This is a genomic window from Streptomyces kaniharaensis (assembly GCF_009569385.1).
Taxonomy (GTDB): Bacteria; Actinomycetota; Actinomycetes; order Streptomycetales; family Streptomycetaceae; genus Kitasatospora; species Kitasatospora kaniharaensis.
This window is the reverse complement of the sequence record NZ_WBOF01000001.1, coordinates 3,166,801-3,183,255: the sequence shown is the minus strand read 5'-3', so window position 1 is coordinate 3,183,255 and position 16,455 is coordinate 3,166,801. Positions and strand designations below refer to the sequence as shown.

The window sequence follows — 16,455 nt, the reverse complement described above, 5'->3', positions numbered from 1 at the left end:
ACAGGGGCTCTCCGCCGTTGCGCCGAAGGCGTGTCTAGAGGTTCCGATGGACCTCGTCTGTTGCAGGTTTCGGTCGGCGTGGCAGGGTGAACGCCATGGTTGCTGATCACGGGCGGGTGCGCGGGAGTTACGACACCGTGGCGGAGGAGTACCTGGGGCGGATCGGGGGTGAGCTCGCGTACAAGGCGGTGGACCGGGCGCTGCTCGGGGTGGTGCTGGAGGAGGCGGCCGGCGGGCTGGTGGCGGACCTCGGGTGCGGGCCGGGGCACGTCGCGGGGTGGCTGGCCGGACGCGGGGCCGAGGTCGTCGGGATCGACCTCTCCCCGCGGATGGTGGAGCTGGCCCGCCGGGAGCACCCCGAGGCCGTCTTCCGCACCGGTGACCTGCTGGAACTGCCCGCCACCGACGGCGAGTTCGCGGCGGCCGTGGCCCTGTACTCGGTGATCCACCTGGAGCCCGCCGAACTGGCGCCCGCGTTCGCCGAGATGCGGCGGGTGCTGCGGCCCGGCGGGTTCCTGCTGGTCTCGTTCCACCTGGGCACCGAGGTGCGGCGGCTGGACGAGTGGTGGGGGCACCCGGTCGACGTCGACTTCCACTTCCTGGCGGCGGACGCCGTCGCGGCGCAGCTCACCGGGGCCGGGTTCGCCGTCGAGGCGCGGCTGGAGCGGGAGGGCCTCCCGCAGGAGGCCCCGACCCGGCGCGCGTACCTGCTGGCCCGTCGGGTCGGCTGAGCCGCACCGCCGTCCACTCGGGTGCCCACCGGGTCGCCCACCGGATCGCCGGCGAAGCAGTGTGAGCTTGGGCACGCGGGGTCGGTTTCCGGCCGAAAGCAGTCTGCGACACTCGCGCTCCGCCCGAGCGGCACCTGGTTTTCGACCAGCGTTTCCCGGCCGGTGTACCCGTACGCCGTCAGGGCCAGGCATACTGGCGAGCACGGGCGCTAGCCCTCCCGTGACTCTAGACAAGAAGGGACCGGTGGCCAGGGATGCTGCGGAACGGTCTTGAGCCCTGGCACCTCCTGGTGGTGCTTGCGGTCGTAGTCCTGCTGTTCGGATCGAAGAAGCTGCCGGAGATGGCCCGCGGCCTCGGCAAGTCCATGCGCATCCTGAAGGCGGAGACGAAGGCGCTGCGCGAGGACGACGCCCCGGCCGACGCCCAGGCCGCCGGCACCGCGCAGAGCACCGCCCAGCAGCCGGCCGACCGCCCGGCCGTCACGCCGACCAACGTGACCAAGGCGACCGAGACCCCGCGGCCCGAGACGACCGCCTGAGTCCTTCGCTCTTCCGGAAGCCCCCGGTCCCGTCCGACGACGGAACCGGGGGCTTCCGCCGTCCCGGCGCCACCCGACGGTTTCGGTGACGCTCTGCCTGACGCCCTTTCCGGTCGGCGTCCTGACGATGCCGGAGCTGCCGGACGAGCCCGACCGCGGTGGCCCGAAGGAGGACCCACGGTCTCCGCCTGAGGGACGATCAGCCGGGGCCGGGGTGCGCTCCAGGGTCCCGGGGAGACCTGACCGAGACCGGCAGCCGCAACCGGGTCCGCCTCACGGTCCTGGCAATCGAGGGTCCTGGCGATCCAGCAGGGGCTGGTCCGAACGGAGCAGGCGCGCGGGCGTCCTGGGCTCGGCTGCCGCAGGCTGGACGGGATGTCCGAGAACCCGCAACGCGTCGACCTGCCGTCCACGGCCTGGCTGCTGGGCTCGCTCACGGTGCTGATGACCGTGTACTTCACGATCCCGCTGCGCTTCTTCGGCAGTCAGCGGCCGGCGCTCAGCTGGTTCGTCCTGATCGCCCTGCTCACGTCGCTCGGTGCGCTGCTGCTCACGCAGATCCTCGCCGTCCTGCAGGGGACCAGCCGCCGACCGGTGGTGGGGCTGATCTTCCTGATCTGCCTGGCGGTCATCGTCTTCTCGGCCACGTACTACGTCTTCGCCGCCCGCCTGGGCGAGTTCAAGGGCCTGGAAACGCGGCTCGACGCGCTCTACTTCACCGTGGTGACCATGGCCACCGTCGGCTACGGCGACATCACCCCGTCCGGCCAGGACGCGCGGCTCGTGGTGATCCTGCAGATCTGCTACAACTTCGTCTTCCTCGCGGCGGCCGCGGGAACGCTGACCCGGACGATCCGGTCGAACGTCGAGACCCGGATCCAGCGGAAAGCGTAGGCCCGGCGGCCGCTCGACCCCGGCGGCCGGGCCGGCCCGTCAGTCGTTCTGGTTGTCCGCGGCGGTGTGGAGGGCGCTGAGGAGGGAGCCGAGGCGGGAGTTCCAGTTCTGGGCGGTGGGGCCGTCGATGGCGTGCTTCTTGCTCATGTCGCGGACCACCTTCTGGGCGTCCTTCAGCCCCTGGGCGGCGGCGTCGGGGTTGTTCTCGTTGAGTCGGGCGGAGGCGTCGTCGAGGACGCGCAGGAGTTCGGCCTGGCGGTCGGCGGCCTTGCCGCCGACCGGCGTCTGGGCGACGGCCTGGCGCAGGGCGCTCAGCTGGACGGCGGGCGGCTGGTTGCGCGGAATGGTCGGGGTGGGGGTGGGCAGGGCGGACGCCGTGGTGGGTGCGCTCGGGGACGGGGTGGCCGTCGCGCTCGGGGCCGCCGTGGCGGCGGCCGGGGGTCTGGCGGCGGCCGCATGGCCGGGGGGCTCGTCGAAGGCGGTGAGGGCGATGGCGGCGATGCCGGCCAGCCCTGCCACGCCCAGCGCGCCCAGGACGAGGGGCTTGCGGCGGTTGCGGGCGGGCGGCTCGGGGTCTTCGGCGAGCGGGATCGGCGCCATCAGGGAGGTCGCGGGGGCGGCCTGGGACGGGAGGAGGGTGGTGTGCTGGTGGTCGGGGTTCACCGCGGCCACCGGCGGGAGCATCTGGGTCGGGCCGGCCGTCGCCAGCAGTTCCGCCGTCGGGTCGCCGACGGCCAGACCCGGGACGGTGGCGAGGAGCTCGGCGCGTGCCGCCGCCGCGTCCGCCGGTCGATCGGCCGGCTTCTTGGCGAGCAGCCGCAGCACCGCGGCGTCCAGTGCGGGTGGCAGCCCGGGGCGGCGGGCGGACGGCGGCAGCGGCAGCTCGCTGACGTGCTTGAAGGCGATCGCCACCGGGGTCTCGGCGGTGAACGGGGTCTCGCCGGTCAGCATCTCGGTCAGCACGCAGCCGACCGCGTAGAGGTCGGTGCGGCCGTCCAGCGCGGAGGCGGTGGCCTGCTCGGGCGCGAGGTAGGCGGCCGTGCCGAGCACGCTCGCGGTCTGGGTCAGGTTGCCCGACGACCCGGCCCGGGCGATGCCGAAGTCGACGACCTTCACCCCGCCGTCGTCGGTGATCATGATGTTGCCGGGCTTGATGTCCCGGTGCACCAGCCCGGCCGCGTGGGCGACGGTCAGCGCCTCGCACACCGCGGCCGCGATGCCCACCGCCCGTTCGACCGGCAGGCCGCCCGGCGGCGTCTGCGCCAGGACTGCGGCCAGCGAGCGGCCCTGGACCAGTTCCATGACGATGTACGGCGAGCCCTGGTCGACGCCCGAGTCGAAGACCATGACGATCCGCGGGTGCGCCAGCATGGCGGCGTGCTGCGCCTCCCGGCCGAACCGCTCGGCGAAGCGCGGGTCGTCGGCGAGACCGCCGTTGAGGACCTTGACGGCCACCTGGCGCCCCAGCACGCGGTCCGTGGCGCGCCAGACGGTGGCCATGCCGCCGACGCCGATTATCTCGGCGAGTTCGTAACGCCCGTTGAGCGCCCGTCCGATCATCTGGAACTCCCCTCACGTGCCGTGCCCGGGGTTCCGGGCCGCATCGTGCACCTGTGCACGATAGCCGCCGACTCCTACGGGCTCCGGACGAGCGTCCGGGGCGGCCGTCCTCTGGAGGCTGCCGTAGCGCTGCATCCGCTGCCAGCGCAGCCGGGAGCCGGCCAGCGCCGTGAACACCGACTGGATCACCACCAGGTACATCAGCTGCCGGTACACGAACTGCTGCAGCGGCAGGCTCCACAGCGGCCCCAGCCGCTCCTTGTCGAGCCGGAACGCGTACGCGCCCATCAGCACCTGGAGCAGCAGGAACGCGGCCCAGATGCCGATGATCCGGACCGGGTCCAGGAACGCCAGGCCGTACAGCGCGAAGACGTCCACGACCGGGGCGAGCAGCGGCAGCAGCACCTGGAACATGAGCAGGTAGAGCAGGCCGCGGCGGCCCAGCTTGCCGGCCTGACCGCGCTGGCCGAGCGCGCCGCGGTGCTTCCACATCGCCTGCAGGGTGCCGTAGCACCAGCGGTAGCGCTGGCGCCAGAGCGCGCTCAGCGAAGCGGGCGCCTCCGTCCAGGCCTTGGCGCGCTCCTCGTACACGACCCGCCAGCCGTCCCGGCAGAGGGCCATGGTGAGGTCGGTGTCCTCGGCCAGGGTCTCCTCGCCGACCCCGCCGACGGCGAGCAGCGCGGAGCGGCGGAAGGCGCCGACCGCGCCCGGGACGGTGGGCATGCACTGGGCGAGGTCGAACAGCCGGCGGTCCAGGTTGAACCCGACCACGTACTCGATGTGCTGCCACCGCCCCAGCAGGCCGCCGCGGTTGACCACCTTGGCGTTGCCCGAGACGGCGCCGACCGAAGGATCCGCGAAGGGCTGCACCAGCATCCGGACGGCGTCCGGTTCGAAGACCGTGTCGCCGTCCACCATCACGAGCAGCTCGGCCCGCGCGGCGGCGATCCCGGTGTTGAGGGCGGCCGGCTTGCCCGCGTTCTCCTGCCGGATCACCCGGACGTACGGCAGGCCGAGCGACTCCACGAGGTCGGCGGTGCCGTCCGTGGAGCCGTCGTCGACCACGATCACCTCGACCGGGTGGTCCGAGGCCAGCAGCGAGCGCACGGCCGGCTCGATCCCGGCCACCTCGTTGTACGCGGGCACGATCACGCTCACCGGATCGGTGACCGGCGGGCCCCAGCCGCGGCGGCGGAGCCGCTTGTGCCGCGCCGCGGCCATCAGCACGACCGCCGCGCGCAGCGCGCTCACCACGCCCGCCGCCCACAGCAGCCAGCCCAGCACGGTGACCACCCAGCCGCCGGCCCCCATGAGCCAGATCAGGGCCAGGCCCTGCCAGTGGTCGCCCGCCCCGGCCGAGTGGACCGGGTCGGGCATGCCGACCGCCTCGCTGACGGTGGTGAAGCGGAAGCCGCGGGCCTTGAGCCGGGTCACCACGTCGCCCAGCGCGGCGACGGTCTGCGAGCGGTCACCGCCGGCGTCGTGCATCAGCACGATCTGGCCGGTGTTCCCGGGCCCGGCGGTGGCGCCCTTGACGATCTCGCCCACGCCGGGGCGGCGCCAGTCCTCGCTGTCCTGGGTGGTGAGCACGGTCAGGTAGCCCTCCCGACCGGCCTGCTGGACGGCGGACCAGCCGGGGTCGTCCAGGGCGTCGGCGGTCGAGGAGTACGGCGGGCGCAGCAGCGAGCTGGTCACACCGGCGGCGCCGGCCAGCGTCAGCTGCGCCTCGCGCAGCTCCAGCGTGCGGCGCCAGGCGGGGGCGGCGCCGAGGTCGGTGTGGGTGAAGGTGTGGACGCCGACCTGGTGGCCCTCCTCGACCATCCGCTGGACCAGCTCGGGGTGGGCGGCGGCCTGGGTGCCGACCAGGAAGAAGGTGGCGTGGACGCCGGCCCGGTGCAGGACGTCGAGGATCTGCGGGGTCCAGCGCGGGTCCGGGCCGTCGTCGAAGGTGAGGGCGATCGTGCCGGGCTTGGGGGACGCGCTGCGGGGTCCCCCCTCGGCGGTGTCGATCACCGGGCCGCCGGTGTGGATCGCCGGCGGGACGCCGTCCGCGGCGGCCGGGGCGGCGGCCTGGTCGGGGCGGTCGTCGTACAGGTGCTGGGTGTAGCCCTGGAACAGCAGGGCGGCGGCAAGGGTGAGCAGCGTGACGGTCAGCAGCGCCCAGTGCATGCGCAGCGGCCGCTGGCGGGGCACCCCGCGCCGGCCCCGCCGGGCGGTGGGGGAGGGTGCGGGGGTTCTTCGGCGACGGGATGCGCTCACGGGGACGGGTGCTTCCGGGTGGTGGCGGACGGGACGGGGATGCGACGGGACGGGGGTACGACGGACCGGCGCGGCGCGAGCGACGCGCTTGGCTGTCGGCGGCGGAGGCCGGGTCAGGGCTTGTTCGGCTTGCCCGGCGCGCTGGTGGGGCGGCCGTGGCCGGGGGTCGGGCCGGGGGTGGGCGTTGCGGCGCCCGTCGCGCTGGGCGCGGGGGCGACCGGCGACGGGGGTTCGACGGGTACGGCCGGCGCCGCGGAACGCGTCGGGGCCGCCGTGGCGGTCGGGTGGTGGGCGGCCGTCGGCTGGACGGGGCTCGGCTGAACGGGGGCCGGACGGGCAGTCCCGGGACCGGTCGGCGCCGGTTCGGCCGGCGCGGTGGTGGCCGCCGGCTGGGGCGTGGGTGCGGCGGCCGCGGGCGGCTGCGGCAGGAACGGCGCGTTGACGGTGGGCCCGCCGAGCACCGTGCTGACCAGCAGCGCGACGTAGCCGGCGGCCGGGACGGCCAGCAGGAAGGCCAGTCGGCGGACCCGCCGCCGGCGTCGGCCGGAGGAGTCCACGAACACCGGGGCCGGGTCGGTCCCGGCCACCGCCGGAGCGGGGGACTCCGGAGGCGGGGCCGGGAACGGGGAGGCCACGAACACCGGAAGTTCGGCGGTGTCGGCGTTCTCGGGGGACAGGGAGGACACGTACGCCGGGAAGACGGCGGTCGCGAAGGCCTCCGGGGTGGGGGAGGCGGCCGGGGAACCGGGCAGCGGATCCCCGACCGCCGGCTCGTGGTCGTGCGCGGTGACGGTCACGGTCGGGTCCAGGTGGTCTGGGTGGCGCAGGGGGTGTGTGGCCCGCCCGGACTGCGGGCGGGCGGGCCACACGTTTCGGTCCGGCCGGTCCGGCGGCGCGTCCGGGGGGTCTGCGCGTTGCCGGTCCGGCCTGGGCCGGCCGGGTGGACGGCGGGCACGGGGGAGCCGACCGGCCACCCGGGGTCTTCGGGTGGTTACTGCGGTACTGCGGTTACTGCGGCCTTGCGGGGTGCTGCGGTGGTTCGGTCCGGGTGGGCGGCGAGCCCGGGGGGATTCGCTCGCCACCCACCCGGAGTTCTGGGCTCACCTGTGGGCTGGTGAGTTGTCGGGTTTGACCTGGTGCCCGTCGGGCGGTGTGGGCGCCGCCGGCTGGGCGGACCCGGTGGCTCCGCCCTTGGGCTTGGCGCCGCCGTCTCCGGCGCCGCCGCCGTTCTTGCCGGCGTCGGTCCCGTTGCCGGGGTCGGCACTCGGCCGGCCGGGGTCGTGCGGCTGCGAAGTGGCGTTCTTGTGGGCGTCGTCGTTCGCCCGGGCGAGCACCTGTCCGCAGTACTCCTCCACCTTGTCCGGCCCCTCGGCCGCGGCGACCAGCTGGGCGAACTGCGGGTCCGTGACCAGCTGGCGCGAGCGCTCGCCCTTGGCCGTCCGGTCGGTGAACCCCCGGCAGAGGGCCACCATCGCGGGCGAGGGCGCGGTGCCGTGCCCGTCCGTGGCCGACGAACCGGCCGACGGCGAGGCCGACGGCCCGAGCGCCTGCGAGCCGCCACCGGACGAACCGGAGCCGGACGGGCGGGACGAACCGCCCGTGGTCGCGCCGCCCGTCCCGCGCCCGGAGGAGGGCGAGGTGCCGGTGTCGCCACCGGCGAAGGCGTGATCGGGCGTGGCGGAGCCGCCGCTGAACGGCGACGGCAGGTTCCCGGTGCCGGCGGCGACCGCGACCCCGCACAGCGCAGTGGCGCTGAGCACGGCGGCAGTGGCCTTCGTGCTCAAGGCCCTGGCCAGCGCGGCGGTTGCCATCGATCGTCTCCGGACGGGTGCGGTCTTCACTACGGGGTCGGGCGTGAGACGGGCCTCCCGGAACGCGGTCAGGGCGGCCTCCTCCCCGGCCAGCTCGGCGGCCGTCGCGGGAGCGGCGGCCGCGGCGAGTACCCGGGCGAGCTGCCCGGGACCGCCGTCCGGTCCGGTGAGCGAGGCGTCCTGCCCGGCCGACGGGCCGCCCACGGCACCGCCGAGCAGCTGCTCGGCAGTATCACGGTCGATCCGACGGGATCGGTTGGTGCTCATCTCATGTCCTTCAGCGTCGCGGCCCGGCGTTCTGTCACACCCTGCGGAGGAATTTTTTTCTCGGCTCTTCCGGCGGCCCCGCCGGCGCCCTTCCCGGCCGTCCCCAGGGCCCGGTCCGCCACCTGCGCGGCCGGAATCCCCGCGCCCGCCCCGAACGGCTGCTCCAGCAGCTTGGCCAGCCGCTTCAGCCCCCGGTGGGCGGCCATCCGGACGCTGCCGGCCCGCTTGCCGAGCACCTGCGCGGCGCTCTCGGCGTCCAGCTCCATCACGACCCGCAGCAGCACGGCCTCGGCCTGGTCTCGCGGCAGCCGGGAGATCAGCGCCAGCGCGTCGGACGTACCGACCCGGGCCACCGCGGAGCCGGCGGTGTCGTCCCCGGCGGACAGCTCGGCCAGGTACTCGAACGGCAGGTCCGCGACCGGGCGGCGGCGCCGGGCGCGCAGGTGGTCCAGCGCGCGGTTGCGGGCGATGGTGGCGGCCCAGCCGCGGAAGCCGTCCCCGTCGCCGGTGAAGCCGCTCAGGTCGCGGGCGATCTGCAGCCAGGCCTCGGAGGCGATGTCCTCGGCGTCCTGCGCGTCCTCCGGGCGGCCGCCGACCAGCACCCGCAGGTAGCGCAGCAGACCCGGCTGGACGCTCCGGAACAGCAGTCGGAAGGCCTCCTCGTCGCCGCGCTGCGCGGCCTGGACGGCCTCGGTCAGGTCGGTGGGAGCGGGGGCCGGGCCCGGTGGCGGGCCGGTGGGGGGACTTGTCCGGACCGGCCGACGGGGCTGCCGGTGCCCGCTCCGGGGCGCTCTGCACTCTGCACCCGCCACATCATGCGCCATTCGGGCGAACGGATCGGCTCCGGCCGCAGGACCGATTTGGCCCCGGCCCTCGGTCCTGCGGACGGCTGCCGTTCGCCCGGCGGCCTCGACGGGCCCGCCCGGACCGCATGGTCCGTGGACGAATCAGCTGGGCCGCCGCCGGGCCCCGCTCGCCCGCCCCGGCCGTCCGCGCTCGGACGACACCGCCACCGAGTGACGCCCGGATCACCACGCCGCGCTCCCTCCCAGTGGGGACGAACGGTTCCGCGCCTGGGATGAAGGTGCAGGTCGGAGCCGGTGTCACGCTGCGCGCCATGACGTCTGTCATACGGATCTGGCAACGGACGACACTGCTGCGGCAAAGGGTCGCCCCGGAAAACTGAAGGCACGACGCGGGCACCGGCCCGCGGCCACCAGCCGGGGAGGAACCCACCATGAGCCAGACCCTCAGCGCCGCCGCCGTCACCGCCGAGGCCGCCGAGGCTCCGAACCCGCTGGTCTCCGCCCTCCGCCCGCTCGCCCTGGACGTGGCCGCCCCGCTGGCCGGCTACTACCTGCTGCACTCGGCCTGCGGCCTCAGCGAGTTCGCCGCCCTGGCCTGGAGCAGCGCCGTCCCGGCCGGCCGGACCGTCGCCGGCCTGCTGCGCGAGCGCAAGCTCAACACGTGGGCCGCGCTGATGCTGGCCGTCAACCTGGCCGGCCTGGCGCTCACCTTCGTCACCGGCGACGCCCGGCTGATGATCGCCAAGGACGGTGGGCTGAGCGGCACCGTGGCGCTGGCGATCCTCTTCTCCGCACTGGTCGGACGGCCGGTGATGACCCCGATGCTGATGCCCTTCATGACCAAGGGCAAGCGCGACCGCGCCGGCGCCTGGCAGCGGCTGGTCGAGGGCCGGGCGGCCGGCTCCCGCGCCTTCCGCCGCTACGAGCGCCTCTTCTCCGGCATCTGGGGCACCGCGCTGCTGACCGAGTGCGTGGCCCGCGTGGTCGGCGCGTTCACCCTGCCGGTCTCCACCATGGCCTGGCTGTCCACCGTCTTCCTGATCGGCGCCATCGTGGCCGGTTCGATGCTCGGCCAGATCGCCGCCGAGCCGATCGAGAAGCTGGTCCGCACCGAGGCCGACGCCCCCACCGCCGCCTGAACGGCTCCCAGCGGCGGATCGAACGGCGAGGAACCATCCGGATCTCCCGGGAGTCCTTCATAACGAGGGGGTAACGGGACCCCCGGAACGAGGAACGGGGAACCCCATGAGCCGGACGTACACGCCGACCACCACCGAGGACCGCACCCTCGTCTGGGACGGCTGCCTGAACGTCCGTGACCTGGGCGGACTGCCCACCGCCGACGGCCGGCTCACCGCCCGCGGCGCCGTCGTCCGGGCCGACAACCTCGACCGCCTCACCGCCGAGGGCTGGGACGCCCTCCTCGACCACGGCATCCGCACCGTCGTCGACCTGCGCAACGTCGAGGAGTACAAGCCGCTCCTCCCGCTCCCCGAGGGCATCGACCTGATCCGCATCCCGCTGGACGAGCTCGCCGGCCCCGCCTGGTGGGAGACGTACGGCCGGCTCGACGGCACCCCGCTCGCGCTGCGCCCCTACCTGGACCACTGCCCGCACGCCGCCGCCGAGCTGATCACCACCGTGGCCGGCGCCCGGCCCGGCGGACTGGTCATCCACTGCGGCGCCGGCCGTGACCGCACCGGCCTGGCCACCCTCCTGCTGCTCGCCCTGGCCGGCGTCGAACCGGCCGCGATCACCGAGGACTACCTGCTCAGCGGCCCCAACGTCCGCCCGCTGTACGGCATGCTGGGCCTGCCGGACCCCTACCACCGGATCGACGCGGTGCTCGCCGAGGCCGGCACCACCGCCGAGGCCGCCCTGGCCGACGCGCTCGACGGCTTCGACCCGGCCGCCCACCTGCTCGCCGCCGGGGTCTCCCCCGCCGACATCGCCGCCGTCCGCGCCCGCCTGCTGCCGGACTTCTGAGCGGCTACCAGGCCACGGCCTACCAGAGCCGGTCAATCGCCCCGGGGTGGAGGGCGATCCGGCTGTGCGGGAAGTCCACCCGGTGGCGCTCGGCGTGCGCGGTGAAGAAGGCCGCCATCGTCACCTTGTCGAAGCCCTCCCGGTCGCTGGGGAACGGTTCCTCCGCCGTGCCCCCGACCAGCACCGCGCCCGGCAGCACCGCCCAGCCCGCGCTCTCGTAGAAGCCCCGGAGCCCGCGGTCGCAGGTGAAGAGTCCGAGGTCCGCGCCGCCTTCGCGGGCGGCGTCGCGGGCCGCCGCCACCAGCCGCCGCCCGTACCCGAGGCCGCGGCAGGCTGGGTCGGTGACCACGGTGGACAGCCCGCTGGCCGCGTAAGTCCGGCCGGCGTGGACGAGCTCCTTGGAGAGCACGTCCAGCGCGGCCACCACCCGGGCGCCGTCCAGGAGCAGCAGCGAGACCGGGCACAGGGCCGGATCGTGCACCGGCCCGCCGGACGGGCCGGGCGGGCCCGGCCAGGCCAGATCCTGCAACTCCGCCACCTGGAGCTTGAGTTCGGCGGGCACCTCGGGCTCGGGCAGGGTGAGGATCCGCAGCTCGGCGGTCATGTCCGACACGTTCACTCCGCTCCGTCCTCCGACCTCTCGAAGCCTACCCGGCAACATCGTCAACTATCGGTTGACGACACTGCATCGACAACCTACGGTTGACGCATGGAGAATCCCGTTGTTCCCAGCACGACTCCGCTGCGCCTCGACGACCTGATCACCGCGATCAAGAAGGTCCACACCGACGCGCTCGACCAGCTGTCCGACGCGGTCATCGCCGCCGACCACCTGGGCGACCTCGCCGATCACCTGATCGGCCACTTCGTGGACCAGGCCCGCCGCTCCGGCGCGTCCTGGACCGACATCGGCCGGAGCATGGGCGTGAGCAAGCAGGCCGCCCAGAAGCGCTTCGTCCCCAAGGACCCCGCCACCCCCAACGACCTCGACCCCAGCCAGGGCTTCGCCCGCTTCACCGACCGGGCCCGGCACGTCGTCGTGGTCTCACAGGAGGAGGCCAGGAAGGCGGGCAACGCCGAGATCACCGCCGAGCACCTGCTGCTCGGCCTGATCGCCGAACCCGAGGGCATCGGCGCCAAGGCGCTCGCCGCCCAGGGCGTCAGCGCGGAGGCGGTCCGCACCGCGGCGGGCGCCGCCCTGCCGGCCCCCGCCGACGAACTGCCCGCGCTGATCCCGTTCGACGCGCAGGCCAAGAAGGTGCTGGAGCTGACCTTCCGCGAGGCCCTCAAGCTCGGGCACAACTACGTCGGCACCGAGCACATCCTGCTCGCCCTGCTGGAGCAGGCGAACGGCACGGGCGTGCTCGCCGACCTGAACGTGGACCGGGCCGAGACGGAGACCTTCGTCTCGGAGGCGATCACCGCCATCATCGCCGCCCGGAGCGCGGACCCGACGCAGCCGTGAACCGCGAACGGGTCCCGGGACGGTCGACCGTCCCGGGACCCGCATGCGTGAACCGCCGTCAGAAGCCCGAGACGTGCGTGGTGACGATCCGCACCCGCCCGTCGACGGCCGCCTCCAGCGCGGCCCGCAGCCGCGCCGAACGGGCCGGGCCGAGCAGCTCCAAGGCCTCCTCCTCGGTGACCCAGCGGTAGTCGTCGAGCTCACCGGCCGGGACGGTCACGGGGGTGCCGTCCGGAACGGTGCCGAAGTCGAAGAGCAAGTGCTCGGCGGGATGGTCGAGTTCGGCCGAGGGGTGGGTCCAGGAGATCGCCAGCAGGTCACCGGCGGCCTTGACGATCCCGGTCTCCTCCTCCAACTCCCGCACGGCGCACTCGACCGGGCCCTCGCCGAGGTCGATCGTGCCGCCCGGGAACTGCCAGTGCTCGCGGTACCCGGCCTTCACGATCAGGATCCGGCCGGACTCGTCCCGCAGCAGGCAGCCGGCCGCCGCGTAGATCCGGGGCAGGGACGCCAGCCACTCTTCACGGGCCTTCACGGGGTCGGTCGGCACTGCGGTCCTCCTCGGGCACGGTGGTTTCTGAGGCCCTACTCTGCCACCGCCCGGCCGCCGGTCGGGCGGTGGCCGTTTCGCACCGGACCGATGAGCCGGGGCCGTCGGCGCAGTCCAATCCGCATGGAGACCAAGCGAACGACCGCCGCCCCGGCGCTGACCTGCGACCTCGGCGCCCTCACCGCCCCCGACCTGGCCGTCGTCGACGCCCTCGCCCGGCTGCGGCTCGCCGCCGCCCGGCACGGCGTGGGCGTGCGGCTGCTGAACGCGAGCGGCCCGCTGCGGGAGCTGCTCGCGTTCAGCGGACTGGCGGACGTCCTGCCCGCGGCGCCGGAGATCCTGCCCGCGGCACCCGGGCGCCTACTCCGCGGCCAGCCGGGGCGGGAGACCGAACAGCGGGAACACCACGTCGGTGTCGAGGAAGTTGGTGAACCCGGTGAACCGGCCCTCTGACACCTCCGGCACGATCAGCGCCCACGGCTCCCACCCGCCCGCCGGGCTCGGCCGGTACTGGCCGAACGCCGGGCCGCCGTTGGCCGTCACCGGGACCAACCGCGAGCCCCGGCAGCCGTGGCCCGGGCCGAGCATCCACGCCCGGATCTCGTCCCGGCCCCGCAGCCACATCGCGTACGGCGGCATGTTGAGCGTGACGTCCTCGTGCAGCAGCGCGGCGAGGCCGTCCATGTCGTACGCCTCGAACGCGCTCACGTAGCGGGCCAGCAGCGCGCGGTGGTCGTCGTCCAGGGCGGCGGCCCGGCGGGCGGACTCGCCGTCCGTGGCGAGCACCGCGCGCGCCCGCTGGAGCGCGCTGTTGACCGAGGCCACCGTGACGCCGAGCAGTTCGGCCACCTCGGCGGCCTTCCAGCCGAGCACCTCGCGCAGGATCAGCACCGCCCGCTGCCGGGGCGCGAGGCGCTGGAGCACCGCGACGAAGGCCAGCTTCACCGACTCGCGCCGGGCGGCCACCTCGGCCGGATCCCCGGTCTCGGGCAGCACCCGGCCGTCCGGCGCGGGGCCGATCCAGGTCACCTCGGGCAGCTGGGTGTCGCTCGCGGTGGCCACCGTCACCGGGCCGGCCAGGTCCATCGGGCGGGCCCGGTGGTTGCGGCCGTTCAGCGCGTCCAGGCAGACGTTGGTGGCGATCCGGTACAGCCAGGAGCGCAGCGCGGCCCGGCCCTCGAAGCCCTTGTGCCCCCGCCAGGCGCGGATCATGGTCTCCTGGGCCGCGTCCTCGGCCTCGAAGACCGAGCCGAGCATCCGGTAGCAGTAGCCGGTCAGTTCGGTCCGGTGCCGCTCCAGCTGGAGCTCGACCGGCTCCTCCGTGATCGCGTCGACCATCGTGCGCCCCCGTCGTCCTGACGTGCACTCAGGCCGCGCACGTGGTGAACGGCACGAACGTACCGCAGCCGACCGACAGCCCGCCTCAGCGCTGCGGGTACACCTGCCCCGAGCCGAACGAGGCGGTGGCCAGCTTCCACAGGGTCGGGAACTCCTCGCCGCTGATGCCGGTCGGGTTCAGCGCGACCACCACGGTCCGGGAGAGGTCGCGGGTGGCGAAGACGCCGTTGCTGTAGCCGGGCCGGGAGCCGGCCTTGCCCCAGATCTCCGTGCCGTTCGGCAGGACGGCGCGCATCAGGCCCTTGCTGAAGCACGCGTGCCCGGCGGTGGGGCCGATCTCGCAGTTCTTGTTGTTGTGGTTCGGCAGGTTCGGGACGGCGAACAGCTCGGCCTGCTGCGCGGGCGGCAGCAGGCGGCCGCGGAACAGGGCGGTGAAGAAGCGCTCCAGGTCGGCGGGGGAGGAGATCATGCCTCCCTCGGCCCACGGGTACGGGCTCTGCTCGGTGACGTCCACCCGGGTGCTCGCGCCGTCGGCGGCCGGGACGTCCACGTAGGCGGGCGCGTGCGGGTCCGGGAGGTCGAGGTCGTCGGCGGCCGGGACGTAGGTGTCGTGCAGGCCGAGCGGGCGGGTGATCCGCCGCTCCACCTGGTGGGCGAAGGTGTCGCCGGTGACCTTCTCGATCACCATCCCGGCGACGAAGGTGTTGTTCCCGTTGTACTGCTGCGCGGTGCCGGGCGGGAAGCTCATCGGCTGGGTGAGCATGTCCGCCACCACCTGCTCGGGCGTGAAGGCGTCCGCCTTGTGCGCGACGAACCACCGCGTGCTGCCGTCCCCGGACGTCAGGCCGCCACCGCCGGGCAGGCCGCTGGTGTGGTCGAGCAACTGGCCGACGGTGACCGGCGGGTAGCCCTCGGGCAGGAGCCCCGGCAGGTAGTGCTGCACGGTGCCGTTCAGGTCGACCCTGCCCTCGGCGGCCAGTTGGAGCATCACGGTCGCGGTGAACACCTTGGAGATGCTGCCGATCCGGAAGTCGGCGTTCGCCGGGACGTCCTCTCCCCCTGTGCCGCGCCACCGCCCGTCCCGGCCGCCGACCCGGACCACCGCGCCGGTGACGTTCGCCGGCAGGGCGTCGAGCGTCGCCGCGAGCGTGGCGCGGTCCACCGGTCCGGCCTGGCCGGCGCCGGCAGCGACGGTGATCGGTGTGCGGTCCGCCCCGCCCGCCGCGTCCGCCGCGAGGGCGGGCGTCGCCGCCCCGGCCGTGACGGCGGCGAGCACGGCTCCCGAAGCGACGAGGACGGTCCAACGGCGGTTGCGCGTACGGGTGTTCATGTGAATGCTCTCCAACTGCGACTAGTCCGGCAGGTGCTGGCGCCGAGAACTGGCGCCGACCGAACGAGTCTGCGGGAGAGCGGCGGCGCGGCCCATCCGGGACGACCCCCCACCCGCCCCCGAGAACCGCCCCTGATCACACGTCAGGGGTGGACACCCGGTGCGGGCGTCCACCCCTGTGCGGCGGGAGCGTTCAGTGCGCGGAGTGCTTCTCCGCGCCGCGGTGCCGGTGGCCCTTGAGCTCGGCGTGCATGGCCGGGGCGGCGAGCATCGAGGACGTCCCCGTCTCGCGCCCGCCGTGCCGGAAGGGGTCTCCGGCGGCGTACCCGGCGGTGGCGGCGGGCGGGGCGTTGGTGCGCAGTCGAGGCGCGAGCGACTTGGGGCTGCTCGCCATGCCACGGCGCTCCAGCAGTTCCTGGGCGCCCCGGCGGAGCTTGCCGGTGCTGGCCGTCGTTCGCTTGGTCATCGTCGACCTCCTTCGGCGGTCACCGGCCGGACGGGCGCCGACCGGAGGGCCGCACGGGCGTTATGTCCGGATTTTATCCGGGTTACACCGCCACGCCACGGGGAACGGGCGTCCCGCGCTCAGCCCATGACCTCGTGGACGAAGCACCAGCGCCAGTCCTCCCCCGGCTCGTACGAGCGGACCACCGGGTGCGAGGTGGCGTGGAAGTGCGCGGCGGCATGCCGCTGTGGCGAGAAGTCGCAGCAGCCGATATGGCCGCAGTCCAGGCAGATCCGCAGGTGCACCCAGTCCCGGCGCCCCTGTGCCAGGCACTCGGCGCAGCCGTCGGTGGGCGGGAGGGGGTCGATGGTCCGGGGGGCCATGGCGAGGTCTTCGCAGGCGGCACTCATGAGCGCAGGGTAGTGACGGCCGGCCCGGGCTGTGTCCCAAGACACGCCCGCCCGCGTCCGCCGT

The 16,455-nt window shown here is 74.4% G+C and carries 18 protein-coding genes; 7 read left to right on the top strand and 11 right to left on the bottom strand.

Annotated features, from left to right (window positions below; genetic code table 11):
* The first annotated feature begins 95 nt into the window (after positions 1-95).
* From F7Q99_RS14595 to F7Q99_RS14585, 3 genes are all read left to right on the top strand, one after another.
* The gene (locus F7Q99_RS14595; protein WP_153461752.1) at positions 96-731 is read left to right on the top strand and encodes a class I SAM-dependent DNA methyltransferase; all 636 of its coding nucleotides are present in this window, start codon (positions 96-98) and stop codon (positions 729-731) included.
* A gap of 254 nt (positions 732-985) precedes the next feature.
* Positions 986-1,270 carry a Sec-independent protein translocase subunit TatA gene (gene tatA, locus F7Q99_RS14590; RefSeq protein ID WP_153461750.1) on the top strand — a complete coding sequence of 95 codons (285 nt, stop codon included), beginning with the start codon at positions 986-988 and terminating at the stop codon, positions 1,268-1,270.
* 375 nt (positions 1,271-1,645) lie between these two features.
* Positions 1,646-2,164 carry a potassium channel family protein gene (locus F7Q99_RS14585; protein WP_153461748.1) on the top strand — a complete coding sequence of 173 codons (519 nt, stop codon included), beginning with the start codon at positions 1,646-1,648 and terminating at the stop codon, positions 2,162-2,164.
* A gap of 39 nt (positions 2,165-2,203) precedes the next feature.
* On the opposite strand, the gene F7Q99_RS14580 is transcribed toward F7Q99_RS14585, so the two are convergent.
* The 5 genes from F7Q99_RS14580 to F7Q99_RS14560 form a co-directional block, all read right to left on the bottom strand.
* A complete protein-coding gene (locus tag F7Q99_RS14580) occupies positions 2,204-3,724 on the bottom strand; it encodes a protein kinase domain-containing protein (RefSeq protein ID WP_153461746.1) in 1,521 nt (506 codons plus the stop codon).
* Positions 3,725-3,736: 12 nt separating this feature from the next.
* Complete coding sequence (locus tag F7Q99_RS14575) at positions 3,737-5,983, bottom strand: bifunctional polysaccharide deacetylase/glycosyltransferase family 2 protein (protein WP_326846663.1); 2,247 nt, start codon at positions 5,981-5,983, stop codon at positions 3,737-3,739.
* Between the two features lie 113 nt (positions 5,984-6,096).
* A complete protein-coding gene (locus F7Q99_RS14570; protein ID WP_153461744.1) occupies positions 6,097-6,780 on the bottom strand; it encodes a hypothetical protein in 684 nt (227 codons plus the stop codon).
* A gap of 303 nt (positions 6,781-7,083) precedes the next feature.
* Positions 7,084-8,061 (bottom strand): hypothetical protein, encoded by a 978-nt coding sequence (locus F7Q99_RS14565; RefSeq protein WP_153461742.1) that lies wholly within the window; start codon positions 8,059-8,061, stop codon positions 7,084-7,086.
* Positions 8,058-8,885 carry an RNA polymerase sigma factor gene (locus F7Q99_RS14560; RefSeq protein WP_153461741.1) on the bottom strand — a complete coding sequence of 276 codons (828 nt, stop codon included), beginning with the start codon at positions 8,883-8,885 and terminating at the stop codon, positions 8,058-8,060. The genes F7Q99_RS14565 and F7Q99_RS14560 overlap by 4 nt, the downstream gene beginning before the upstream one ends.
* A 413-nt stretch (positions 8,886-9,298) precedes the next feature.
* Here F7Q99_RS14560 and F7Q99_RS14555 point away from each other — a divergent pair, with 413 nt between their 5' ends.
* The gene (locus F7Q99_RS14555; protein WP_153461739.1) at positions 9,299-10,006 is read left to right on the top strand and encodes a VC0807 family protein; all 708 of its coding nucleotides are present in this window, start codon (positions 9,299-9,301) and stop codon (positions 10,004-10,006) included.
* 106 nt (positions 10,007-10,112) lie between these two features.
* Positions 10,113-10,853: a tyrosine-protein phosphatase gene (locus F7Q99_RS14550; RefSeq protein WP_153461737.1), complete on the top strand. Its 741-nt coding sequence runs from the start codon at positions 10,113-10,115 to the stop codon at positions 10,851-10,853.
* Positions 10,854-10,872: 19 nt separating this feature from the next.
* On the opposite strand, the gene F7Q99_RS14545 is transcribed toward F7Q99_RS14550, so the two are convergent.
* On the bottom strand, positions 10,873-11,472 hold the full coding sequence (locus tag F7Q99_RS14545) for a GNAT family N-acetyltransferase (protein WP_326846662.1): 600 nt from the start codon (positions 11,470-11,472) through the stop codon (positions 10,873-10,875).
* A gap of 90 nt (positions 11,473-11,562) precedes the next feature.
* Between F7Q99_RS14545 and F7Q99_RS14540 the strand changes: the two genes are divergently transcribed.
* On the top strand, positions 11,563-12,318 hold the full coding sequence (locus F7Q99_RS14540) for a Clp protease N-terminal domain-containing protein (protein ID WP_153461735.1): 756 nt from the start codon (positions 11,563-11,565) through the stop codon (positions 12,316-12,318).
* A 58-nt stretch (positions 12,319-12,376) separates the two neighbouring features.
* Here the strand turns inward: F7Q99_RS14540 and F7Q99_RS14535 are convergent, their stop codons facing one another.
* On the bottom strand, positions 12,377-12,868 hold the full coding sequence (locus F7Q99_RS14535; RefSeq protein WP_153461733.1) for an NUDIX domain-containing protein: 492 nt from the start codon (positions 12,866-12,868) through the stop codon (positions 12,377-12,379).
* Positions 12,869-12,991: 123 nt separating this feature from the next.
* Here F7Q99_RS14535 and F7Q99_RS14530 point away from each other — a divergent pair, with 123 nt between their 5' ends.
* Positions 12,992-13,321, top strand: a complete 330-nt coding sequence (locus F7Q99_RS14530) for an STAS domain-containing protein (protein ID WP_230210219.1) — start codon at positions 12,992-12,994, stop codon at positions 13,319-13,321.
* Here F7Q99_RS14530 and F7Q99_RS14525 read toward each other — a convergent pair.
* The 4 genes from F7Q99_RS14525 to F7Q99_RS14510 form a co-directional block, all read right to left on the bottom strand.
* Positions 13,229-14,206, bottom strand: a complete 978-nt coding sequence (locus F7Q99_RS14525; protein WP_153461729.1) for a sigma-70 family RNA polymerase sigma factor — start codon at positions 14,204-14,206, stop codon at positions 13,229-13,231. The two genes, F7Q99_RS14530 and F7Q99_RS14525, sit on opposite strands and share 93 nt — an antisense overlap.
* 85 nt (positions 14,207-14,291) lie before the next feature.
* Positions 14,292-15,536, bottom strand: a complete 1,245-nt coding sequence (locus F7Q99_RS14520) for a serine hydrolase domain-containing protein (RefSeq protein WP_153461727.1) — start codon at positions 15,534-15,536, stop codon at positions 14,292-14,294.
* 193 nt (positions 15,537-15,729) lie between these two features.
* Positions 15,730-16,002 carry a hypothetical protein gene (locus F7Q99_RS14515; RefSeq protein WP_153461725.1) on the bottom strand — a complete coding sequence of 91 codons (273 nt, stop codon included), beginning with the start codon at positions 16,000-16,002 and terminating at the stop codon, positions 15,730-15,732.
* 119 nt (positions 16,003-16,121) lie between these two features.
* Positions 16,122-16,391, bottom strand: coding sequence for a UBP-type zinc finger domain-containing protein (locus tag F7Q99_RS14510; protein WP_153461722.1), 270 nt, complete (start codon positions 16,389-16,391; stop codon positions 16,122-16,124).
* Positions 16,392-16,455: the final 64 nt, after the last annotated feature.

What these genes read in the sequence shown, in the direction of transcription:
- F7Q99_RS14595 (WP_153461752.1), top strand. Translation starts at nt 96, where the DNA reads ATGGTTGCTGATCACGGGCGGGTGCGCGGGAGTTACGACACCGTGGCG.
- tatA (WP_153461750.1), top strand. Translation starts at nt 986, where the DNA reads ATGCTGCGGAACGGTCTTGAGCCCTGGCACCTCCTGGTGGTGCTTGCG.
- F7Q99_RS14585 (WP_153461748.1), top strand. Translation starts at nt 1,646, where the DNA reads ATGTCCGAGAACCCGCAACGCGTCGACCTGCCGTCCACGGCCTGGCTG.
- F7Q99_RS14580 (WP_153461746.1), bottom strand. Translation starts at nt 3,724, where the DNA reads ATGATCGGACGGGCGCTCAACGGGCGTTACGAACTCGCCGAGATAATC.
- F7Q99_RS14565 (WP_153461742.1), bottom strand. Translation starts at nt 8,061, where the DNA reads ATGAGCACCAACCGATCCCGTCGGATCGACCGTGATACTGCCGAGCAG.
- F7Q99_RS14560 (WP_153461741.1), bottom strand. Translation starts at nt 8,885, where the DNA reads ATGGCGCATGATGTGGCGGGTGCAGAGTGCAGAGCGCCCCGGAGCGGG.
- F7Q99_RS14555 (WP_153461739.1), top strand. Translation starts at nt 9,299, where the DNA reads ATGAGCCAGACCCTCAGCGCCGCCGCCGTCACCGCCGAGGCCGCCGAG.
- F7Q99_RS14550 (WP_153461737.1), top strand. Translation starts at nt 10,113, where the DNA reads ATGAGCCGGACGTACACGCCGACCACCACCGAGGACCGCACCCTCGTC.
- F7Q99_RS14540 (WP_153461735.1), top strand. Translation starts at nt 11,563, where the DNA reads ATGGAGAATCCCGTTGTTCCCAGCACGACTCCGCTGCGCCTCGACGAC.
- F7Q99_RS14530 (WP_230210219.1), top strand. Translation starts at nt 12,992, where the DNA reads ATGGAGACCAAGCGAACGACCGCCGCCCCGGCGCTGACCTGCGACCTC.
- F7Q99_RS14525 (WP_153461729.1), bottom strand. Translation starts at nt 14,206, where the DNA reads ATGGTCGACGCGATCACGGAGGAGCCGGTCGAGCTCCAGCTGGAGCGG.
- F7Q99_RS14520 (WP_153461727.1), bottom strand. Translation starts at nt 15,536, where the DNA reads ATGAACACCCGTACGCGCAACCGCCGTTGGACCGTCCTCGTCGCTTCG.
- F7Q99_RS14515 (WP_153461725.1), bottom strand. Translation starts at nt 16,002, where the DNA reads ATGACCAAGCGAACGACGGCCAGCACCGGCAAGCTCCGCCGGGGCGCC.
- F7Q99_RS14510 (WP_153461722.1), bottom strand. Translation starts at nt 16,391, where the DNA reads ATGAGTGCCGCCTGCGAAGACCTCGCCATGGCCCCCCGGACCATCGAC.